The organism is Paenibacillus sp. J31R109 (genome assembly GCF_059692055.1).
The window spans coordinates 104,106-126,679 of the sequence record NZ_JCAUAR010000011.1; the positions used below are offsets into that span (position 1 = coordinate 104,106).

The window sequence follows — 22,574 nt, forward strand, 5'->3', positions numbered from 1 at the left end:
GCTATTCCCCTTTCCTAGATAAGTCACTCATCATCTTTCGTAAGGCTTGGAGTAAACGCTCATTATCCTCCCGAAGTCGTATGGCTACGCGACAATAACGTTCATTTAACCCTTCGAATAACGAAGCATCCCGAATCAAAATCCCTTGATGACCCATATGTTGTTGCGCTTGTTTGATATGAATTCCCATCGATTCAGGGAATGAAAATAGGAGGAAATTCACATCGCTCTGGGCGACTTCCAGACCTAATGCTGCTAGCTGCTCGATAAGCCAAGGCTTCTCGACGCAGAGCCACTCTCTCTTGGATTGTTCAAAGGTCGTATCTTCAAGAACTTTTGAGCCAATTCGTTGCGCGAGATAATTCACGCTCCACTGTACCTGCTGCTGTCGCAATTGCCGGATGAGATCAGGATGAGCCACCATAAAACCTAAACGAATGCCTGGAATGGAATAAAACTTCGTCATCGAACGGATCACGACCAGGTCGTGGCTTGTTGAAGCAAGCTTAAGCAGCGAATGCTCCGACTCCTGAGGAACAAAATCCATAAAAGCCTCATCGAGAATAAGCTTCCGTTGACTCTGGAGCAGATTGGTTATCACGCTCTGAGGAAGTAGTTTACCTGTCGGGTTGTTGGGATGGCCTAGGAAAAACAAATCAAGGGCTGGCAGCGCTGCTTCGACATCCTGCCATTGTAGTTCGAACTGATGCTGAGGGAGTAAAGGGATGTTAGTTACCTGACCCCCCGTTTTGTGAACTGCCTCTTCATATTCACTGAAGGATGGCCTTGCAAGTCCCGTCCTCTTTGGCTTCACTACACGAATGATCAAATCAATCAGCTCTGCAGCACCATTGCCAACTAAAATACTATCCGGGTCAATCTCGTATTTCAGTGATAAGCTTCGGCGGAGCTCACGAACAGCCGGATCTGGATATTTGACAATATCTTGCCAGCTCGCTTTCAGAATCTCTTTGACCACGTCCGGAGGCCCAAGTGGATTCATGTTCGAGCTGTAATCTAGAAACTGCTCCTTTGGCCGATTGAAAGCTTCCTCCGCCGTCCACAGATCACCTCCGTGACCGTACCGCTCTAACATCATAGTCATTCCTTTCTAAAAAGATTAGAGCCCACCTTACACACCAATGAGGATGATGACGGCAAGTAAAAGTATGCTCTCCAGCAGCTCATTTAGCGCACCATAGGTATCTCCGGTAAGTCCTCCAAGCTTGCTGCTGATATAAGCTGCAATCCCACTTCCTACAAGCATAGTCATGATCAAAAAGCTTAGGATCATGCTCCAGTTGGGTAAAGTTGTTAGGCTGCTGCTACTGAAAATCAATAGCGTAGTTGTTAATAGAGCTACTAAAAGGGATACCGTGACATGCGTGATATTAACGCCACGGAACAGGCTGCCTAACCCCGAATTCGGCCGTGCGTAAGGCCACATGCGAATGGCTGCCACCATGAACCAACGACTCCATATCGGTACGACCGCCAGTAGGATAAGGAGACTTCCTCGTTCCGCTGCATGGTTCGCATCCAACATGGTATGAAGCAAGGAAAATTTTAGTAATACATGCAGGACACACACGATAACGCCCATCGCACCAACGCGGCTATCCTTCATGATCTCGAGCATTTGCTCGCGGGGGCGATGACTGAGAATCCCATCTGCGGTATCCATTAGACCATCAAGATGCAGTCCGCCTGTGAGAACGACCCAGAGTGTCAGGAGCAAGACCGCTGCTGGCATGGTTGGCAGTACGTGGGATAGTAGATTGCCAGCGAACAGAAGAATGAGTCCGATTACAAAACCAACAAGGGGGTAAAATATGGAGCTGCGCTGAAACACGCGCTCGTTATAATCAATCTGCACCGGAATCGGCAGACGCGTTAGGAATTGGAAGGCGGCTAGACAAGCTCGCAGCCAGTCTACCCAAACATGAGTATGACGCATAGGAGTCCTCCCATCACTACAAAACTGACGCCGTATAGCATGCTCACGGCGTGCACAATATCCCGCTGCGTACGCGGGCGCAGCGGCCAGCCCAGGCGGGCGCGCTCACTCGCCGCGCCGCCATAGATGTTCAGCCCGCCAAGCTCGATCCCGAGTGCCCCGGCTACCGCCGACTCTGGGATCCCGCTGTTCGGGCTGGGGTGTAGATGCACGAAACGGCGAATTGCCGCCGCCGCGCGAGGTGCTGAGAGGCCCGGCTTCGCCAGGGCCACGAGGACAAGCAGGATCCCGGTGAGCCGCGCCGGGATCCAGTTCATCGCGTCGTCCCAGCGGGCCGACGCGGTGCCGAAATGACGGTATCTGTCATTTCGGTAGCCGACCATCGAATCCAGCGTATTCGATGCACGGTACAGCATCGCCAGCGGCGCACCGCCGATGAGCGCATAGAACAAGGGCGCGATGACCGCGTCCACGATGTTCTCCGCGACCGTCTCCACGACGGCTCGCGTGAGCTCCTCCTCGTGGAGCGCATCGGTATCCCGGCCAACGATGTAGCCGGTGTACTTGCGAGCATCCGCGAGATTGCCCTCGCGCAGCGGACGGTAGACCAGATACGCGGCGTCCTTTAATCCTTTGATCGCCACCGTTGTGGAGATCAGCCAGGTTGACACCGCATACCCTAACCAGCGATGAATATCGTTTGCAAAATGCACGAGCACAAGAACAACAACAAAGCTCAGTGTGATGGTAGAAAGCGTGAGCAGTGCACCTTTCATTCGAAGCCATCTGGGTTGCCCCACTAGCCCATTCTTTGTCTCTTCTTTGGGATGCAGTCTATCCTCGACCCAGCGTATCCAGCGGCCCATTATAATAACAGGATGAGTGGGCCATTTGGGATCCCCAATCATCCAGTCCAAAGCAATTGCAGCTGCCGTCATCCAGACGATTTCCTGCCATGTATAAATCCACATTAGGGTTTCACCATTCCAAACTTTGCATTTGCATCCAACAACTTATTCAATTACGTAAGCTCTGCTCTTAAGTTCGATCGGGATACCGACTGTAACCAAAAATACCTGCTGGCACACTTCAGCCACGCGCTGATTCATCCGTCCGGCCAAATCTCTAAACTGACGGCCTAGCGGGTATTCAGGCACAATACCATCGCCCACTTCATTCGTAACTAGGATGAGTTGTCCACTGTAGGAGGACACGGCTTCCACAAGTTCGTCAATTTGCTTCGTAACAAGTTGCACTGCATCACTCATGCCTTCATAGTGGAGGAGCCAGTTCGTCAGCCATAGTGTCAGACAGTCCACTAACACCACTGCCCCTTCACTCTCGCTGCTCTCGTGCAGCTGTTCAAGACAAGCCCCCAGCGCATACGGCTCCTCCCGGGCTTCCCAAGGGTATCCCGATTGAAGCCTCATCTGCTGGTGCAACTCCACCCGCTCCCTCATTTCCTCATCGTAGATGTGGGAGGTCGCGATGTACACCCCCTGCTTGCTGCGTTGCATCGCCAGCTTCTCTGCAAAAGAGCTTTTGCCGCTGCGCGCGCCGCCCGTTACCAGAACCGCCATCGTGCCCGCCTCCTTCTCTCTGCTATGACCATTACCCTCTCGATACGCCTGCGCTTTCGAAGGTCGCCATTTCCTGCATGATCTTGCCTGCGGCATCGATCAAGTGGAATGCGAGCACAGCGCCCGTGCCTTCGCCCAGCCGCATATCCATCTGCAGCATCGCTGCGAGGCCAACCGACTCGAGCACCTTCGTGTGCCCTTGCTCCTGTGATAAGTGCGAGGCGAGCATGTAGGACGCGCTTAGCGGGGCTAATCGGCTCGCCACGAGCGCCGCTGTCGACGAGATGAAGCCGTCGACGACAACCGGGCAGCGATGCTTCGCTGCACCGAGGATCACCCCAACAAGTCCGGCGATCTCTAACCCGCCGACCTTGCTCAACACCTCAAGTGCATAATCACCACTTGAGCCTGCACTCGCATTTGCATTTGCATTTGCATTTGCACTTGCACTTGCACTTGCACTTGCACTTGCACCTGCACTCGCACCTGCACTCACACCCCGCCCAGTCAACCCATTCACATGCAACGCCCTATTCACAACCGACTGCTTATGCAGCCAAGTGGCATCATCAATTCCTGTCCCACGGCCAACAGCAAGACCTGCATCGACACCCGTCAACGCACACAAGATCGCGGCACTCGCCGTCGTATTACCAATTCCCATTTCACCTGTGGCGAAAAGACGATACCCTTTTGCCACTAATTCGTCTACAATTTCACTGCCTGCTACGATCGCTTCAATCGTCTCTTCCAGCGTAAGAGCTGCTTCTAACGCCATATTGCGCGTGCCTTTTCGAACTTTGCGCGACACGAGATTCGGATGCTCCAAATCCGCATTGACTCCCATATCCACACAAACCACTTCTGCTCCAGCATGTCTTGCTAATACATTGACTGCAGCTCCGCCATACAGAAAATTTAGCACCATTTGCGGTGTCACTGCCGCTGGAAACGCACTGATGCCTTCCTCACAAACACCATGATCACCGGCCATAACGATAACCGCTTTTTTTTCAAAAGTCGGCATTACTTCACCCGTTATCCCTGCAACTTGGCGCGCAATATCCTCAAGCTTTCCTAAGCTTCCTTGGGGCTTCGTCAATTGGTTCAAATGCTCATTGGCTTGATGAGCAGACTCTTGATCGACAGGTTTGATCGCATGAATTAATTGTTGTATTCGGTTCATCATCTTTCTCCTCCGGTCCTTCATTATTTACCAGGCTGTAATAAAATCTGTGGCACTTCACTCACTGGGTGTTTGAGAACAATAGGTTCTGTTCCATAAACGTCAGCAATTTGTTCACTCGTAATGATATCTGCTGGCGTTCCAATGGCGGTTACCCGCCCCTCGTGCACGATCATTAATCGTGTACAATACTGCGCTGCCAAATTCAAATCATGCAACACGGCTACAACCGTAAGCGCCGATTCTTCCTGCCAGCTTCGAATATAATCCATCATTTGTATCTGATAACCGATATCAAGAAAGGTGGTAGGTTCATCCAACATAAGCAAGCTTGGTTGCTGTGCCATGACTTTGGCAAGTGCAACACGCTGTCTTTCTCCTCCACTCAGCCGCTCAATCGTTCGATCAACGAGCGTTTCTAACTCCAGCTTTTTAATAATCGCATCAATGAGTCCATTCGATTCTGTTCGATCTTCACCAAGCCAATTTTGAAAAGGATAACGCCCCATCTCAACAACTTCACGCACCGTAAAGCCAACGGGTGGCAATGCATCCTGCTGAAGCACAGCAAGCCACTTGGCCAGGTCTTTTCGTGAATAGGAGGATACCTTCTTTCCTTGTAAAAGCACACTCCCATTGATGACAGGATCCATGCCAGATAGCAGTCGTAACAATGTTGATTTACCGCTCCCATTGGGGCCTATGATTCCAAAAAACTCTCCCTGCCCAACCTCAAAGCTCATATTCTCTAGCACTTGCTGCTCGCGAAAGCTCTGAAAAAGCTGCTCCACTTTAATCATCGTCATCAACCTCTTAACGTTTTCTTGTCTTTATGGAGCAGATAGGCAAAAAATGGCGCACCCAGAAACGCCGTGATCACTCCCAGTGGAATTTCGGTAGGACTGAGGAGAGTTCGAGCCAACGTGTCCGCCCACAACACATAAATCCCTCCGCAAATCGCAGATAAAGGAATGATTAGTCGATAATCCGGACCTACCAACAGTCGCACCAAGTGCGGCACGATTAATCCAACAAAGCCGATCACCCCTGCCACAGACACGGCTGCGGCCGTAATTAAAGTCGATACGATCAGCACGATTAATTTGGTACGCTCCACATGAACACCGAGATGAGCAGCTTGACGCTCCCCCAGTGCAAGTAGATTTAAGGATCTCGCATAGCCTAACAGAATCACGACGCCTATTACGAGATAAGGTGAAATCATATACGTATATGACCATCCGCGCATTGCTAGACTGCCCATGAGCCAGAAAATAATTTCATTTATGGTTTGATTCGAAATCGATACCAGGAACGACACGATCGCGCCTAGAAAGGCTTGCATGACGACGCCGGATAAAATCAACGTTTCCATCTTCAGCTTTCCTTCAATCAGTGCCAGTTTCAAAACTAAGAACAGCGAAATTAGGCCTGTCGCAAAAGCCACAACTGGTATCGACCATTGCCCGAACCAAGCGAATTGCAACCCGAAATAAATAAGAAAAGCAGCTCCTACGGAGGCGCCTGAAGATACACCTAGTGAGTAGGGATCAGCTAGTGGATTACGAAGAACCCCTTGGAAACCAGCTCCCGCAATGGAGAGTACAGCCCCAACAAGAATACCCAGTATCACACGAGGAATTCGCACTTTATTTATGATTTGTTCCGAGGATTGCGGCCAAGTCACTTCAATATGACTGCCTAACCAAGGCATATGCTTACTTAATATCCCCACAATATGGGAAAGCGGAAGTTGAGCCGAGCCAATGGATAAACTCACCACAATAGAAAGAAGAAGGAGTATTAATCCTACTCCTCCCCCAAGCATCAATTTTCTTTTCATTATTTCACCAATTCAGGATAGATTCCTTTCGCCATTTCCAGCAACCCATCCGTCAATCTCGGACCTGGGCGACTTACGGAGTTCTGGTCGAGACCTATCACACGTTTATTTTTCACCGCATCAATGGCATCCCAGCCACCGCGTGTACGAATAATTTCTTCTAACGGCTTCTTACTTTTGATGTCGACGATTCCATTTGCGAATAAGATCACGTTCGGGTTCTGTTGAATGATTTTCTCTTCACTGATTTCATACCATCCTGCTTTATCCGCAGCAACGTTAATCCCCCCAGACAGGGTGATCAATTCATCCATGAACACACCGCTTCCCACAGTCCAGCCAGGTGCAAACTCCATGTACACTTTTTTCTTATTCTCTTGTTTCACATCTTTCACAGCATCGACTACTTTTTGACGGTCTGCTTTCATTTTGTTGACAACTTTCTCCGCTTGCTCTTGATGATCTGTAATCTGTCCGAATGTTAGAATGTTGCTCATGGCATCATCTAATGTTTTGGGATCCACTTTAAAGACGTTAATGTTCGCTGCACGTAAATCGTCAACAACTTTAGCCGTCATGGAGACACCAGAGAAAACAATGCTTGCATTCGAAGCAATGACTGCTTCCATGTTTGGCTTCGTAATACTGCCTAGCTTTGGCTTTGCTTTAGCCGCTTCCGGATAATCGTCGAAATCCGATACACCGACAATATTCGCTTCTAGCCCAATCGCAAACAGTGATTCTGTCTCTGATGGTGACACGGAAACGATTCGTTCTGGCGCTTTGTCGAACGTAAACTCTTTTCCTGTCGCATCTTTCACTTTCAACGGATACGTCGTTTTCTTCGCTGCCACAGGCGCTGATGATGCTGTCGTTGTTGGTGCTTTGGTACCCGAACCGCCAAGCTTCGATGGATCCGTTATTTCCGTTTCCTTTTTCGCACATGCTGCCAATGAGATCGCTGTCGCAACCGCTAATGAAAGAATAAGACCTTTTTTGAACTTGTTTTGTGTCATCACATAAACCCTCTTTTCTTTATTTTCCATCCTCAATCCAAACAAAAAATCCCCTTGTTCACGAGGAACAAGGGGACGATAAATCGCGGTATTGGGCAACGAACACGTATACGTTGCTTCCTGATTTAACGCGATCCTTTTCCTCGAAGGATGTTGTATCGGCACTATAGGCAGGTATCCTGACTCTTCCGTCTTTCGCAAGACTGAATTACAGTGGCGGGACCGTGCCGGATTTGAACCGGCTTCCCCTAAACTAATAACCATCCGTGTGGAAGCTTACTAGTACCTATAGTTGCAAATTATTTGGATACGATCAAGCTATGGTCGATTATAGACGCTCGCTTACTTTTGTGCAATAATCTTCATCACTTTCAAGGCCTCGTCCATTTTGGGAGCATTCTGTGGAATGAACGCATATAAACCTTTGCCCTCATAACCTTGCTCTTTCATCCATTTGTTGCCTGCGAGCGGAATACCATATAAGTGCTTTTCCGCTGCTTTGCCTTCTTCTTTGATTTCGATAACACCATCCGGGTAATCCGAAGGATTAATTGTATTATCCAAAGAGACGAATCCTGCTTGATTACTCAAGCCCTTGAACTGTTCTTCTCCCAAGATGAAGATGCCGTTACCACCAGCAGCCAGCTCAACAATCATCTTTTCCATTGAAAAAATAGGAGATGTATTCAGCTTTACGGTAGGAAGCTCCCCAACCTTATCTTTCAAAGATAGTTCCAACTTCTCAGCCGCTTCACTTGGAAACCCGTTAGGTCCCATCATAAATACCGATACATCTGCTTTTGGTCCACCACAAGCGGTAAGTAAGAGCATCATTCCTAACATGACACCGAGTAACCATTTTGCCTTCATGTATGTAATTCCCTCCGTTAAGTACTCTCTCTATTTTGTCGATAGTCGCCAGAAAAGTCGGTTTTCACCGACTTTTCTTTCCAGATGTCATATATTCATTTATTTTGTGATCCAGCATTGTGCTTAATTCAACAACCGCATCAGATGTCATTTCTCGACCTTCCATGACCATCTGTTCCATTTTTCTTCGCAACGTATTGATCTCTTCTTCAAGTACAGTTAGGGAATGTTGCTTCTTGGCATTTCTGGTCAGCCATCGCTGTCCGAACTCTTGCTCTCGAATTTGAAATTGCTTCTGAAAGTTAGTAAGCTGATACTCCATAAAAGCCACGCTCATCCCTCCTTACTCTTAGAATACCAGTTTTCGTCTCCTATGAACATATGAATTTATTAAGAATATTATAATTTCCGCAAGAAATTACCGATTCTCTCTAATGCTTCATTCAGTTGGGAAACACTATAGGCATAAGAGCACCGTAGAAAGCCTTCTCCACCTAATCCAAATACATCGCCAGGTACTGCAGCAACCTTAGACTCATACAACAGACGTTGTGCAAATTCATCGGAAGTTAACCCTGTTGCGACAATACTTGGGAATGCATAGAAAGCGCCCTGGGGTTCATGACATTCGAGTCCAACTTCACGGAAGCCTTTGACAACCAATCGTCTCCGTTGATTATAGGATTCAATCATCCGATCTTTCTCTTCCAATCCATTGGTTAACGCTTCATGGGCAGCTACTTGCCCCATGACTGGAGCACACATGACGGTATACTGATGAATCTTGGTCATCGCCGAGATAAGCTCTCTATGTCCGCACGCATATCCCATCCGCCAGCCTGTCATGGCAAAAGCCTTCGAGAACCCGCTAACGAGAATCGTCCGATCCTGCATCCCTGGAACTGCTGCGAAGCTCACATGCTTCTGGCCGTAAGTCAATTCCGCATAAATTTCATCGGAGATGACAATTAGATCATGCTCTTCAACAACTTTCGCAATCGGCAGCCAGTCTTCATATGTCATGATACCGCCAGTTGGATTACTAGGATAGCAGAGAATTAATACTTTAGATTTTGGCGTAATCGCATCGCGAAGCGCCTTCTCCGTCAGTTTGAACTGATCCTTTGCAAATGTTTCGATACCTACTGGCACACCACCACTAATGGCAGTGATCGGCGAATATGAAATGTAACATGGCTCAGGAATCAGAATCTCATCCCCAGGTGTAATCAATGAGCGAAGCGCTAGATCAATAGCTTCACTGCCCCCGACGGTTACGAGCACTTCATTGGATGGCTCATATTTTACTTTAAAAGACGTATACAAATAGTTCGCAATTGCTTCGCGGAGCTCAGGAATACCAGAGTTTGGCGTATATTTGGTTCTACCACGCTCCAAGGAATGCACAGCCGCTTCACGAACGTGCCATGGGGTTGAAAAGTCTGGTTCACCCACACCTAGCGAGATGATATCCTCTTTACTATTGCTTACGAGATCAAAAAACTTCCGAATGCCAGACGGTTTCATCTCTCGTACCGCAGGGGCGAGGTAGTCCTTCATTGATTTTTTGCTTGATTGAATCGTAGTCTCATCCTTGATCATAGCGCTACCTCTCCCTTACGGCGATACAAGCATTCGGTGATCATCTTCCTGATCTTCGAAAATAATGCCGTCTTGTTTGTATTTTTTCAAAATAAAATTCGTTTTTGTAGAAAGTACGCGGTCAATTGGTGACAGCTTATTAGAAACAAAAGAAGCCACCTGCTTAAGCGAGCTGCCCTCGATTTCAACGAGCAGATCATATGCACCAGACATAAGATAAACCGATTTGACTTCTGGATATAAATAGATCCGTTCCGCAATCGCATCAAACCCGCGTCCGCGCTCCGGCGTAATTTGCACTTCAATTAGGGCGGTAACCTTTTCGTCATCTACTTTACTCCAGTTCACGACTGTCGCGTATTTGACAATGACCTTATCCGCTTCCATCTCGCTTATCGCTCGCGCAACATCGGCCTCCGCCGTTCCTAACATGGTGGCGATCAGATCCGCGCTCCTGCGGGCGTCTTCCTTTAGTAAATCGAGAATTTTAAGCTTCAAAGTATCCATGGTTAAACCTACCTTTCTGAGATATGTTTCATTCATCCATTCATCTTACAATGAATCGATGTCCTAATTCAATTACTGATCGCGGAGAATGGCAGAATATTTATATATATTTGAAAATTCCACTTCGATTGACAAAATAAAAAGCCATTGGATGACCTCCACATGGCTCTTATCTTCCAATATTTAACTTATACCAAGCTAAAAGAGATCCATACTTAAATACCGTTCGCCCGTATCTGGCGCAATACAGAGCACTCGTTTACCTGCCCCTAACTTCCTTGCCACCTGTATCCCTGTCCATACCGAGGCTCCAGCTGAAGGGCCGACTAGAATGCCTTCCTTACTCGCCAAATCTCTCATCGTTTGGATGGCATCCTCATCCGACACTTGCACAATTTCATCATAGACGCTGGTATTCAAAATGGCTGGAACAAAGCCTGGGCTTGTACCCACCAGCTTATGCGGTCCTGGGCTGCCGCCAGAAAGCACGGGTGACCCCTTTGGCTCTACGACATAAATCTGAATATTCGGCAGCTGTTCCCGAAGTACCTCACCTGTTCCTGTAATCGTACCGCCCGTTCCTGAAGTGGCGACAAAGGCATCTAGGTGCCCTTCCATTTGCTGCAAAATCTCCGGTGCTGTCGTAACGCGATGAATACTCGGATTCGCCGGATTCTCAAACTGCTGGGGGATGAAGCTGCCAGGAATTTGATCCCTTAGCTCCACAGCCTTAGCAATTGCACCTGGCATTCGCAAAGCTGCTGGCGTGAGAACAACTTCCGCGCCGTAGGCTTTCAGGATATTTATCCGTTCCTTGCTCATATTATCCGGCATAATCAAAATCGCCTTATATCCCTTAGCCGCCGCGTTCATCGCAAGTCCAATTCCCGTATTTCCGCTTGTTGGCTCTATGATCGTCGCTCCTGGCACGAGATGACCTGACTTTTCAGCCTGCTCAATCAGATTCCAAGCAGCGCGATCCTTCACGCTTCCGCTCGGATTGAAATACTCCAATTTCACGTACAGCTCCGCGGCTTCCGGCTCTACTAATCGTTTAACTCTCACTGCGGGGGTATCTCCGATCAGCTCTGTGATGCTATTCACCATTTTTGGCGGCATTGGTGCCCCCTCCTCAACCCATAATCATGCTACTCACATTTTCATGTGGAAACCTAGTCCCTGTCAAGACTTCGTTGCCCGCAGCTGATTTCTGATGAATACCCAGGAGAAGAACGTCGAGCTTCCAATTGTCAGCATCAGTACGTTGATAACAAGGGGCTCCTTGCTCCAAGAAATGACACAAATGAAAAGCAGAACTCCCAATACGCGCCCCACATTCAGTGACAGCTCACGCAAAACAATGTATTCTTCCCTTTGCTTCGCACTCTGATCATCCGATCCAATCAAATCAAAGACAACAGAAACCATAGGAATAGAGTACATTGGGAAAAAGAGTGCTGACCCTATCCCAAACATCAGCAAGGTACTGAATTTTATGGTCCAGAAGAACGGCAAAATGACGAGAACAACCATGACCGAGCCAATCAACATACTCATTTTGCGAAAAGAAGGTCGAATGAAACGCCCTGCTGCCCAGAAGCTAACTAGCGCTACGGATGAAGTAATTAGAGCGAAATTCCCTAAGCTGGCTTCACTTGAAGTCGATATGTACACGAGCAAACCAATCATAAAGCCAAAGACACCCTCACGGACTCCTTGAAAAAGCAAAGCCAGACTTACCCGCTTCCACGGTGTTTCCGCTTGTCTTAATATCCGTAATGGCAGCAGCCATTCGTAAGTACCACTCAATTTTCTTTTTTTCAGAAAAAAGCTGATGACTACGCCTAACAGAAATATACCAAGCGATATAGAAAAGATAAGCCGATATCCCGTTCCATCACCTAGATTGACAATGAGTAACCCTGAAATCCATGGAGCAATGATACCCGCACCTGCGCCCAAAAGGCCGACCCAACCATTGAATCGATCCCGGTTATCCGGATCTGTCACTTCAAAGTAAACGACATTGAAGGCTATCCAGAACAAACCTACCGAGATCCCTTGTACCATGCCTAGCCAAACAAAATAGTGGACACTGCTGGTCCCCATCCAAAGCACTAGCATGTAAAAGCATGCTGATATGGATACACCAACACGTAAGCAGTTCATTTTATTATGTTCCTTCACCCATTTTCCAGCTAACCAAAAGGTAATAGCCATCGTCAAATGCGTCGTTAAAGTAAACCAGCCGATTAACGTAAAATCGTTTTTGGCTTTCCAAAGATACACGCCGACGAATGTGCCTGATAGCGCGTTGGCTCCGCCAAATAACGCGTGAACAACTAGCAAAAGGATCGCTTGAGCATCCAGCTTCCCTTTGCTTTTCACATTCGCTTGATTCGTTTGCATAAGCCTCCTCCTCACTTTGATGCATGTAAGCTCTTGTTAAGCTTCCCCTTTGAAGTGAAAATATGAGGCGAATACGCGCAAAAAAACCGAATCCAAAAGGATTCGGTTCGTATCTGTGGCTGTTATTCCGATTTGATCCGTTCTACCATCAGTAATCGGTCCGTATCTGAGAGCACTTTTTCCACTCTGAAGCAAGAAGGACATACATAGACATCCGTCGTAAACGGACCTGTCAGGAATGCACTTCCTAGCGTCTTAGGAATCGTTGGCGTAAAGGAAGCTCCGCTCGTCACTTCGGTTCCTGCAAGAAGCAAGAATTCATGACAACTCGAGCACTCTGGCGCTTCTTCCTGCTCATCCGTTAATTGTTGAACTTTTTCGCCATACTTATCTAGCGGTTCATCGGAATCATCCCAAGCCAAAGATAAATCCTCATCGGACTCAGCGTATTCTTGTTCATTAAAACGCAGCTTTTGACCTGTTTGTTTCACCTTTAGATCAATGCTCCGGTAATCATTCAATTCATTAAAACAGTGCGGACACTCGTCTTCAGGTCCAATCTCAGGATCCCATACGATCTCTGTTTGGCACCACGGACATACAACTTCTTCATTGCTACTCATTGCGAAATCCTCCAGCTAATTGCTTTATGCATATTTCCATACATAATAAACCCCTGCCGCTACAAACACAAGCGCTATAGCAAACAAGGTTCCCCACAGGTATTTCATTCTTTAAGCCTCCAAAACTATGTATAATACTATGTTACACATGCTCCGACCACATAGGATAAGGACACTGATAACGTTAAGGACAAGAAACCAACCGCGCGATTGTCCTTCTTAATTTCCTCATCAATTTTAAAATAAGGCGTTAAGAATTCAAAAATAAAGTAAGCGACCAACAAAAGCACGAACCCAAAGCCAGCCCATATCAGAGAATTAATCATGGTGTCATTGTTTAGAATGGCGAAGCGGAACAAGTTACAAATCCCAAAAATTTTCCCACCAGTTGCCATAGCAACCGATAAATTGCCTTTTTTAATCTCAGCCCAATCGTCGTACTTTGTAACCATTTCAAAGATGGTAAGGAAAACAACAAGCGCGACCACTGCTACAGCAAAAAAAGCAAGCGTTGCTAAATACGGGTTACTTAACAAGACATCCACCTCTTCGTTCATATCATCTCCTGCCTTCCTTTACACAAGTAGAGAGACTTTAACGATTAAAGATCCCTTAATCCCTATATATGGTAGTAGAGACTGAGTATGACTCAGTCTCTCGCAGGTACATCTATTATAACATTAGGATTGTTTTTTTTCAGCAAGCTTTGCACGCATTGCTGCCAGCTCATCATCAATTCCGCTGCTGCTTGCACCTAGCTGATCCAACTCATCATCTAAACTGCGGTTTTTAGCGCGAATCTCTCCGCTTGCTTGTGCTTCAGCTTCCATTTGAAGAACTTTCTCGCTCATGCGATCGAAACCTTTTGCTGCATTGTCTGTACCAAAACCAGACATCGCTTGGTTGATTTGTTTTTGCGCTTTGGCTGTTTCAGCACGAGCAATTAACAAATCCTTTTTGTTTTTCATTTTCGTGAACTCGTCTTTCATCTCCGTCAATTGTGCACGAAGTTGATCCGCGTTCGTTTTGGCAAGATCATATTGACGTTTCAACTCATCATAACGACCTTGGTGTTCTTTTTTATCTTGCAGTGCGCGGCGGGCCAAATCCTCATTCCCTGCTTCAAGGGCTTTCATAGCCTGCTCTGTACGTTTCGTTACCATTTCTTCAGACTCTTCAACTTGCAGCTTGAATCTCTTCTCGATCGCAATTTGCTTCGCTACTGCAGTTTCTGCTTCCAAGATATCTTCTTCCATATCACGTAAAAACTGATTTAACATTTTAACAGGATCTTCTGCCTTATCCAACAAATCATTGATTGAAGCCATAGTCATATCACGAAGTCTTTTGAAAATTCCCATTCTAAAATTCCTCCTAAGGTTTAATACTCTTCTATACCTATTTCATACGCACTACCAAAGAATGAGTTTCAAAAAGGATATAAATTTATAAAGTTATTTCAATTCAACAACGGTAACTCCAGCTCCACCTTCATTGTAATTGCCCATGCGATAGCTTTTCACGTGCCTATGTCGACGCAAATATTCTTGCATCCCGGTTCGAAGCACCCCTGTGCCTTTCCCGTGAATTAAATACACTTGGCCGAAATTGCTCAAGAAAGATTCATCTAAGAAGCGGTCTGCCTCTATCAAAGCCTCTTCCATATTCATGCCGCGCATATCCAATTCCATTTTGACATTATCATCGCGAGTCCGCTTCAAAGTCGTGGCGACTTTCTGCGGTTGCTTTGATTGTGGCGCATTTCCGGTTTTCTCAAGGTTGGATAACTGAACTTTCATTTTCATAATACCTAGTTGAACATTAGCTTCGGTCGTTCCCACAAGATCAACAACGTGCCCTTTTTGTCCTAATGAAATGACCCGGACCTCATCCCCTGCCTCAATGCGCTCAGGACGCTTCTTCAAAGCACGCACTTGCTTGCTGCGCAGTTCCGGTGTCGCTTGATCCAGTCGCCGCTTTGCCTCAACGAGCTTGTGGTCCTTGACGCCTCCAGCCTCTTCCAGGGCCATGCGACGCAAGTCCGCAATAACCTCATCGGCCTCGCGGCGGGCTTTGACAACAGCTTCGCGAGCATCGCGCTCTGCTTTCTCTAGCAGCTTATCACGCTGCTCATCAAATTTAAGTTGCTGAGCTTCCAGCGATTTACGCATTGCTTCAGCTTCTCTGCGCAGCTCTTCAGCAACGTATCGTTCGGATTCAGCGATTAGGCGATTCTCCTCGAGCGAAGCAATCATGGATTCTACCCGCTGATCTTCTTCACCGACTTGTGTGCGAGCATGTTCAATAATACGGCGGGACAATCCAAGTCGCTCAGCAATCGCGAATGCATTACTACGACCTGGCACGCCAACTAACAAACGATACGTCGGGCTTAAGGTTTGGATATCAAACTCCATACTTGCGTTAATCGTACCTTGCTTTTGATAAGCATATGCCTTCAGCTCCGAATAGTGCGTCGTTGCAATAATACGGCAACCGATTTGATGGATATAGTCCAAGATCGAAATAGCTAAGGCAGAACCTTCAGCAGGATCCGTACCTGCCCCTAGCTCATCAAGCAATACTAAGCTTTTCGGCGTCATATCGCGCAAAATACTGATAATATTCGTCATATGACTTGAAAAGGTACTTAAGTTTTGTTCAATACTTTGCTCATCTCCGATATCCGCATAAATGGCATCGAAAACACACAGTTGCGTGCCTTCCTCGGCAGGGACAAACAGTCCTGACATCGCCATTAGACTCAGAAGACCTACTGTTTTAAGGGAAACCGTCTTTCCTCCCGTATTGGGGCCTGTAACAATAATTTGCGAGAAGTCATTGCCTAGCTCCAAATCTAGAGGTACTACAACGTCTGCTGCAATAAGCGGATGTCTGCCTTTTTTGATTTTAATAAAGCCGCGGTCATTCAATCTTGGCATAGTTGCCTTGAGCTCTCTGGCTAAGCCAGCTTTGGCAAACGTAAAATCAAGCTCAGCTAGCTGATCAACATCCATGACAAGCACTTCTACTTGTTCGGCTACTAGCTCAGTCAACGCACGTAAAATCTTCTCGATCTCCGCTTCTTCTTTGAACTTGAGCTCACGAATTTTGTTATTTAACTGCACAATCGCATCTGGTTCGATGTAAAGCGTCGCCCCTGAGGCTGATTGATCATGAATCATACCGCCAAAACTAGAACGATACTCCGACTTCACCGGAATAACAAAACGGTCATTCCTAATCGTAATAAGCACATCCTGCAACATCTTCTGGACAGAGGAATTACGAATCATCTGTTCCAGACGCTCGCGCACTCTCCCTTCGCCCGTTCGAAGCTCACTTCGAACACGCCCAAGTTCAGGGCTTGCACCATCTACAACAACCGCATTCTCATCAATACAGCTATTGATTTTATCTTCTAATTGTTTGTTTTCAGTCAATAATTCCACTTGTGATTTGAGCATCGGAATCGCATATTCCTCATGAGCAGCTAAAACAAACCGTTTCAATCTACGTGTTCCAAACATCGTAGTCGAAATTTCAAGAAGCTCAGTTGGATTCAGCATACCGCCGATTCTAGCTCTGTGCAGAGGTGCGCGAATGTCCCGGATTCCGCCAAAAGGAGCATTTCCTTTGAGCCGCTCAACATTAACAGCCTCGTCCGTTGCTTGCAAGCGCAGCTTAACGAGTTCAAAATCCCCTTTAGGCTCCAGCTTCTCTGCGGCATCTTTACCGAGCGAAGTGGACGCATGATGAGCTACTTTATATAAAATCTTCTGATATTCTAATGTTTTTATTATTTTCGGATTCAATGTTCCAACCTCTTTTCTCTAACCTATATTATAAACCAAATGGAACCTGATTAGCTACGGAGACAATGATTATATGGAAGATACTGCCCCCATAAATAACACAAAATTGGATACACTAAGCCCACGCATCTAATCCTCTGCCAATAGGAGTTGCAAATCCGTTTAACCATGACAGAAAGAAGGAGGTTCACGACATGCATCTTCTTGGACATCTGGTAAGGTTTATTGTTTCAGCTTTGGTTTTAATGTTTGTAAGCTGGTTAGTTCCAGGATTTAAAGTCGGTGGTTTTTGGAGTGCTTTTTTCTTAGCGCTAGTCATCGCTATCGCAGCTTGGATCATTGAGGGAATCTTCGGCAAACAAATCACCCCATTCGGCAGAGGAATCGTAGGATTTATAGTGAGCGCATTAGTCATTTGGGCTGCTCAGTTCATCGTGAATGATGTTTCTACGAGTATGATAGGTGCCATTCTTGCTGCTTTAGTCATTGGGATCATCGACTTATTCATTCCTGTGAAGACCCCTTTCGAACAAGGGATCACGGGTAGAGAAGATCGTCGATAAACTTATCAGCTTCCATAGCTGATAGCTAAGGTAAAGCCCAAAAAAAGGTCGGCCTGCAGCGTTCTCACTCGCCGGGCCGATCTTTTATTTTTGTGGTTTCACTAGTTTGTCACTGTAATTTGGAAATAGGTCGTGTACAATAATGAGGAAATCATTATGTATACGGAGGGGTACGCATGAAAAAACTTACCATTCTATTGATGGGACTAGCAGTCGTCATTGCCATCACAGCATGTGGAAACAAAGACTCCAAAACAACAGAAGCTACTACTACACCAGCGGCATCTGCCTCAGCTACATCCGGTGGTCAACAAGTCGTATTAAAAGCTACCAATTTCCAATTCGACAAGACTGAATACCGCGTCAAAAAAGGTGAGTCCGTTACAATAACACTCGACAACTCCCAAGGTATCCACGGAGCTGCCATTAAAGAGTTCAACATTAATCTCAACAATGGTAATAAATCTGTTACTTTTACACCAGATAAAACAGGTTCTTTCCCAATCAACTGCTCCATCATGTGCGGAGCTGGCCATGCAGCAATGAAATCAACACTTATCGTTGAATAATTTATTATTATTGGATAAGCCTTATCACGAAATTCGTGATGGGGCTTTTTCTATATCCAATTTGCAGAGAATTGTCAGTCTACTTGAAAATACCGCAAGAAATAAGGATACAAGTAAACAGAAAAGCAAGCATGCATCCATTTTGCGAACATGTCCGCATTTGCTAATCTAACATTTCTAGAATTCTTAAATAAAAACTTGTCGAATACGCTAGTATCCTTATTTTGTTTCGCACTTTCCCTTTCTAGCCTATGTTGCTCACTTTCGACTTCTATGGATTCTTCAATTGGTTTAACCAGCTTTTGTTTCCCCATACGTGCATATTGCTTGTGCAAGGCTAATTTAAGTTTTTCGAGTATCAACTTAGCCGTACGGTAGTTCACACTCAACAAGCTTGCAAACACTGGAATTGAATAGGTCATCTCGTCTTGGATTAAAATTCGGATAGCTTTAAACCAAATTAGTAACGGTAGCTTAGATTTATGCATAATGGTACCGGCGGTTATCGAAATCTGTGTCCGACACTCCTTGCATTCCAGTAGATTGCGTGTCTTTATTTTATAAAATGTATCGTGATCACATCTTGGACAAAAGAAACCGTTGGCCCATCGACTTTTTATTAAGAAACTTTCACAATCTTCTTCTGATTGAAAAGCATTATTTAGTGAGCCTATAAGTTGTATATCCATTATCAGACTCACACCCCTCTACCGAACATTTGTTTCTATAAACTTATTATATCGAACATTTGTTTCCAAGTAAAGAAAAATTTGTTTGTTTTTGAAGCGATGTATTTCGGAGTTTTGTATTTTCTGAGATAACTACAAAAACTTTCGTTAAGCTTACGTCGGGATGTAGATATTATTTGGCTCGCCGAGGTCCGTTTCTGACTTGATAGGAGAATCAGTTCTTGGTGCAAAGCAAGATGACTTTTATTCAAATAATGGAGAGGTTTATTTAAGAATTACAAGAAGAGATCCCTACACAGGCAGTAATACAGACTCGCATCAAATGTCGTTTTTTCGAGAAGAGGTGGGCGCAAGTCATTGAATGGGAATGTCGAAACTTGGAGTTGTAGATACTTCAGAAAAATTGTTTTTGCGATATACTCCCCCCTCCAGCACCCCCCATCATACAAACTCTCGTCCCATACATCCGGCGAAAGGAATAGAAGAGAAGAAACTTAAAACAAAAAGAAACTACCGCTTTTTCAATAAAAGCAGTAGTTTCTTATAGGGATATTCCTTGTTTCCACAAGTCGTGGAGTTTCCCCGCAACTTGCGGCAGTTCAGTAATCAAATAAGGTGCAATGGATGAGTTTGCTAAAAGCTTCTGAGGACCATCGGAAGGAATAATCGTCATGACATTAACTGCAATAACGATGATAAGCAACGCTTCAGCCAACCCTAGTAATGCGCCGCTCCAACGGTTAATTGCGTTGAGTCCCGGCGTTTTAGCTAGAATATTCAATGCTCGTCCAATGATCACCAGCGCGAGTTTAACACTGAAAAATAGTAACGCAAAGGCAATCGCATTTAGGATGTAGACATCTAAATTGAGGCCTTTAACGATGAATTCATATTTCTCATAATTTTGATACGTTGGCAGCGATATTGCACTTTTGAGTAGAGGCGCTAAATCTTTATAAAAGTAAAAAGCAACAAGATAAGCAAGGATCATACCCGAAATGGATACAATCTGAGCGATAAATCCTCTAAAATAGCCAATTAGGAGTCCCAAGATAACAACCGACATCAAGACATAATCTAATGTGTTCAGTGTCACTTCGGTCTACCCAACCGGGCTATCCGCTTCTACAAGCTCAATCCACTCGTTGTATTCGATTTGTAATTTAGCATATTCCTCACGCAATTTCCTGTACTCTTCTTTAATAGCTACCAGTTCTTCTTGCTGTGCTTCATCATTCATATTCATCTGGAGAAGATCTTCTTTCTCCTGTTGAACTTGGGCCAAGATACGCTCTATCTCTTCTTCAAACTGTTGTGTACGTGTACTTCGCTCGGTCTGCATCTGTGCAAGCAACTCTTCTATTTTGCCTTGATAATGTTGAATGATTGCTGCTTTTTGTTCCTCAAGCTGTTGCTGAAATGTGGTTTGTTGTTCTTGGAAATGACCTTCTAGATCCCCTTTTTCCACCTCAAAGCGTCGAAGCTTTTCCTCTTCTTCTTCCTGATAGAGCAACGCCAGTGAGTCTATATCTTCTTGATAAGAAGTAGCCGCAACCTCGAGCTCAGCTTGATGCTTTTGTTTAATGGCATGAATTTCGGCGTGATGGCCGCGTACAATAGCCGCAATTTCATTATGATGCTTCTTTGCAATAGTAGCTGATTCATCGTCGTGAAGCTCAGAGAGCGATTTCAACTCTAATTTGATGGAAGCCACTTCATTTTGGTGACTTTCTGTCAAGGTCGCAATCTCGAAATGGTGCTCATCTGTTTGATTGGCAATTTCATTGTGAAGTTTATCTGCGATTGCTGTTAACTCTGTTTGGTACTCTTCAGAAATCGTTTCAATCTCACTTAAATGACTGTCTGAGATCGCTACTAATTCAGCTTGATGTTCTTCCGTCAAAAGAGAGACTGCGGCTTGATGTTCTTCTTTCAAGATCGCTATGGCTACTTGTTGTTCCTCGGCCATGAGATCTATCGCAAGTTGTTGTTCCTCAGCCATGCGGGATATCGCACCTTGATGCTCTTGTTTTAACTTCGCTAGTTGGGATTGATGTTCAAGTGCCATAGACGCTTGAGCGTCTTGGTGCCCCTTGGTTAGAGATTCAATTTGCGCTTGGTAGTGCTGATGGATACCGTCAATATCAGAACCGCTTTGCTTGGACTGTAATGCCAGTGCTTCTTGATGTTGAAGTTCTATGATTTCTTTATCCTCAAGATGTGACTGGATAAGTAATTGTTTCTCTTCTTGCAGCTGGTTTTGAAGTGTTTCTTTCTCTTGGCGATGTTTGTCGACAATAGCAGACAAATCTGCCTTATGTTGTTCAGCCAGCTTCGTAAGTTGTTGTGATTTCTGTTGCTGAACTTGTGCGAGTTGTTGCTTACTTTGTTGATGATGTTGCTTTTCTTGATCTAACTGCTGGTTTAACTGCAGACCTTGGTTCTTCTCATGGTCAAGCTTCTGGTTTAATTCTATGCTAAGATTTTTCTCATTTTCAAGTAGTTGGTTTAGCTCTAAACTGCGGTTTTTCGCTTGCTCAAGCTGCTGGATTAGTTCTAGACTTTGGCTGTTCTCTTGTTCAAGTTGCTTGCTTAGCTGCAGGCTATGGCTCTTCTCGTGCTCGAGTTGCTGCTTGAATTGGTCAATTTGTTTGTTCACTTGATCTTGTTGTTGTTTGGCTTTATCGATCTGGTGTTTAGCTTGATCGATTTGTTGCTTGCTTTGAACTTGCTGTTGTTTCACTTGTTCAAGCTGTTGCTTGGTTTGATCTAAATGTTGCTTCCCCAGTTCGTACTTTTGTTTCATTTGCAGCATCTGCTGATTCGCTTGTTCTTGATCCTGTTTTACTTTGAGTATTTCTTGCTTCTGTTGTTTTTCTTGCTCTATCATTTGTTGCAACTGCCCGTTCTGCTCGGTTAGCAGCGTTTGTTTCTTGTCGTCCGCTTCTTTTAGTTCTTGATATCTTGATGTAAGCTTCTCGTAGGCGATTTTGGTCGCTTCCTGTTCTCTCTGCATCTTGCTGAGCTCTTCCATGATTTCATTCATTCGGAAGCATTCATCCGCCATGTTGACTGCCGCTAAAACAGCAATTCGCTGCGAATCCAAACGAGGATATCCTTTGGCAATACGAAACATTTGATCATTCACATATTCAGCCACACGCTTCATGTGATTCGTGCTAGTATCGGCTTTGAGTTTATATTGGTGTCCATATATATCAACAGTAATTCGTGTTTTATCTTCAATAGTCAATTTAAAATCCTCCCTTAAGATGAAAGGCTGGCCCTATCGAGAATAATTTCGATAAGACCAGCCTATATTCCTGCAACCTATAAGGAAAGTTA

At 45.5% G+C, this 22,574-nt stretch carries 23 protein-coding genes and 1 riboswitch; of the genes, 2 read left to right on the forward strand and 21 right to left on the reverse strand.

Features of this window, described 5'->3' with window-relative positions:
* Nucleotide 1: 1 nt before the first annotated feature.
* The 18 genes from cobD to AC58QT_RS24320 form a co-directional block, all read right to left on the reverse strand.
* On the reverse strand, nt 2-1,099 hold the full coding sequence (gene cobD / locus AC58QT_RS24235) for a threonine-phosphate decarboxylase CobD (RefSeq protein ID WP_497411246.1): 1,098 nt from the start codon (nt 1,097-1,099) through the stop codon (nt 2-4).
* Nucleotides 1,100-1,132: 33 nt separating this feature from the next.
* Nucleotides 1,133-1,957 carry an adenosylcobinamide-GDP ribazoletransferase gene (gene cobS / locus AC58QT_RS24240; protein ID WP_497411247.1) on the reverse strand — a complete coding sequence of 275 codons (825 nt, stop codon included), beginning with the start codon at nt 1,955-1,957 and terminating at the stop codon, nt 1,133-1,135.
* The gene (cbiB, locus tag AC58QT_RS24245; RefSeq protein ID WP_497411248.1) at nt 1,933-2,928 is read right to left on the reverse strand and encodes an adenosylcobinamide-phosphate synthase CbiB; all 996 of its coding nucleotides are present in this window, start codon (nt 2,926-2,928) and stop codon (nt 1,933-1,935) included. Before cbiB ends, cobS begins: the two co-directional genes overlap by 25 nt.
* A 42-nt stretch (nt 2,929-2,970) precedes the next feature.
* The gene (cobU, locus tag AC58QT_RS24250; protein ID WP_497411249.1) at nt 2,971-3,537 is read right to left on the reverse strand and encodes a bifunctional adenosylcobinamide kinase/adenosylcobinamide-phosphate guanylyltransferase; all 567 of its coding nucleotides are present in this window, start codon (nt 3,535-3,537) and stop codon (nt 2,971-2,973) included.
* 31 nt (nt 3,538-3,568) lie between these two features.
* The gene (locus AC58QT_RS24255) at nt 3,569-4,726 is read right to left on the reverse strand and encodes a nicotinate-nucleotide--dimethylbenzimidazole phosphoribosyltransferase (protein ID WP_497411250.1); all 1,158 of its coding nucleotides are present in this window, start codon (nt 4,724-4,726) and stop codon (nt 3,569-3,571) included.
* Nucleotides 4,727-4,746: 20 nt separating this feature from the next.
* Nucleotides 4,747-5,523, reverse strand: coding sequence for an ABC transporter ATP-binding protein (locus AC58QT_RS24260; RefSeq protein WP_497411251.1), 777 nt, complete (start codon nt 5,521-5,523; stop codon nt 4,747-4,749).
* Nucleotides 5,524-5,528: 5 nt separating this feature from the next.
* Nucleotides 5,529-6,566: a FecCD family ABC transporter permease gene (locus tag AC58QT_RS24265; RefSeq protein WP_497411252.1), complete on the reverse strand. Its 1,038-nt coding sequence runs from the start codon at nt 6,564-6,566 to the stop codon at nt 5,529-5,531.
* A complete protein-coding gene (locus AC58QT_RS24270; RefSeq protein WP_497411253.1) occupies nt 6,566-7,582 on the reverse strand; it encodes an ABC transporter substrate-binding protein in 1,017 nt (338 codons plus the stop codon). The genes AC58QT_RS24265 and AC58QT_RS24270 overlap by 1 nt, the downstream gene beginning before the upstream one ends.
* 152 nt (nt 7,583-7,734) lie before the next feature.
* Nucleotides 7,735-7,887: riboswitch (cobalamin riboswitch) on the reverse strand.
* A gap of 37 nt (nt 7,888-7,924) precedes the next feature.
* Nucleotides 7,925-8,452: a hypothetical protein gene (locus AC58QT_RS24275; protein ID WP_310501988.1), complete on the reverse strand. Its 528-nt coding sequence runs from the start codon at nt 8,450-8,452 to the stop codon at nt 7,925-7,927.
* 64 nt (nt 8,453-8,516) lie between these two features.
* Nucleotides 8,517-8,774, reverse strand: a complete 258-nt coding sequence (locus AC58QT_RS24280; RefSeq protein ID WP_310502022.1) for an aspartyl-phosphate phosphatase Spo0E family protein — start codon at nt 8,772-8,774, stop codon at nt 8,517-8,519.
* Nucleotides 8,775-8,851: 77 nt separating this feature from the next.
* On the reverse strand, nt 8,852-10,054 hold the full coding sequence (locus AC58QT_RS24285) for an aminotransferase class I/II-fold pyridoxal phosphate-dependent enzyme (RefSeq protein ID WP_310501989.1): 1,203 nt from the start codon (nt 10,052-10,054) through the stop codon (nt 8,852-8,854).
* A gap of 15 nt (nt 10,055-10,069) precedes the next feature.
* Entirely contained in the window at nt 10,070-10,561 is a 492-nt protein-coding gene (locus tag AC58QT_RS24290) for an Lrp/AsnC family transcriptional regulator (protein ID WP_171630068.1), read from the reverse strand.
* A 198-nt stretch (nt 10,562-10,759) separates the two neighbouring features.
* Nucleotides 10,760-11,680 (reverse strand): cysteine synthase A, encoded by a 921-nt coding sequence (cysK, locus tag AC58QT_RS24295; protein ID WP_497411254.1) that lies wholly within the window; start codon nt 11,678-11,680, stop codon nt 10,760-10,762.
* Between the two features lie 63 nt (nt 11,681-11,743).
* Complete coding sequence (locus AC58QT_RS24300; protein WP_497411255.1) at nt 11,744-12,970, reverse strand: MFS transporter; 1,227 nt, start codon at nt 12,968-12,970, stop codon at nt 11,744-11,746.
* 122 nt (nt 12,971-13,092) lie between these two features.
* A complete protein-coding gene (locus AC58QT_RS24305; protein WP_056609397.1) occupies nt 13,093-13,593 on the reverse strand; it encodes a hypothetical protein in 501 nt (166 codons plus the stop codon).
* A gap of 137 nt (nt 13,594-13,730) precedes the next feature.
* Nucleotides 13,731-14,150, reverse strand: a complete 420-nt coding sequence (locus tag AC58QT_RS24310; RefSeq protein ID WP_310501992.1) for a DUF350 domain-containing protein — start codon at nt 14,148-14,150, stop codon at nt 13,731-13,733.
* A 123-nt stretch (nt 14,151-14,273) separates the two neighbouring features.
* Nucleotides 14,274-14,954, reverse strand: a complete 681-nt coding sequence (locus AC58QT_RS24315) for a PspA/IM30 family protein (RefSeq protein WP_497411256.1) — start codon at nt 14,952-14,954, stop codon at nt 14,274-14,276.
* Between the two features lie 93 nt (nt 14,955-15,047).
* A complete protein-coding gene (locus tag AC58QT_RS24320) occupies nt 15,048-17,408 on the reverse strand; it encodes an endonuclease MutS2 (protein ID WP_497411257.1) in 2,361 nt (786 codons plus the stop codon).
* Nucleotides 17,409-17,602: 194 nt separating this feature from the next.
* Between AC58QT_RS24320 and AC58QT_RS24325 the strand changes: the two genes are divergently transcribed.
* Together AC58QT_RS24325 and AC58QT_RS24330 are read left to right on the forward strand one after the other, a co-directional pair.
* The gene (locus AC58QT_RS24325) at nt 17,603-17,971 is read left to right on the forward strand and encodes a phage holin family protein (RefSeq protein WP_310501995.1); all 369 of its coding nucleotides are present in this window, start codon (nt 17,603-17,605) and stop codon (nt 17,969-17,971) included.
* A 176-nt stretch (nt 17,972-18,147) separates the two neighbouring features.
* Nucleotides 18,148-18,540, forward strand: a complete 393-nt coding sequence (locus AC58QT_RS24330) for a cupredoxin domain-containing protein (protein ID WP_497411258.1) — start codon at nt 18,148-18,150, stop codon at nt 18,538-18,540.
* Between the two features lie 74 nt (nt 18,541-18,614).
* Here AC58QT_RS24330 and AC58QT_RS24335 read toward each other — a convergent pair whose 3' ends face one another.
* The 3 genes from AC58QT_RS24335 to AC58QT_RS24345 all read right to left on the reverse strand — a co-directional run bounded on the left by AC58QT_RS24335 (nt 18,615) and on the right by AC58QT_RS24345 (nt 22,482).
* Nucleotides 18,615-19,229: a transposase gene (locus tag AC58QT_RS24335; protein WP_497411259.1), complete on the reverse strand. Its 615-nt coding sequence runs from the start codon at nt 19,227-19,229 to the stop codon at nt 18,615-18,617.
* A 541-nt stretch (nt 19,230-19,770) separates the two neighbouring features.
* A complete protein-coding gene (locus AC58QT_RS24340) occupies nt 19,771-20,325 on the reverse strand; it encodes a CvpA family protein (protein WP_310501998.1) in 555 nt (184 codons plus the stop codon).
* Between the two features lie 6 nt (nt 20,326-20,331).
* A complete protein-coding gene (locus tag AC58QT_RS24345) occupies nt 20,332-22,482 on the reverse strand; it encodes a hypothetical protein (RefSeq protein WP_497411260.1) in 2,151 nt (716 codons plus the stop codon).
* Between the last annotated feature and the right edge of the window lie 92 nt (nt 22,483-22,574).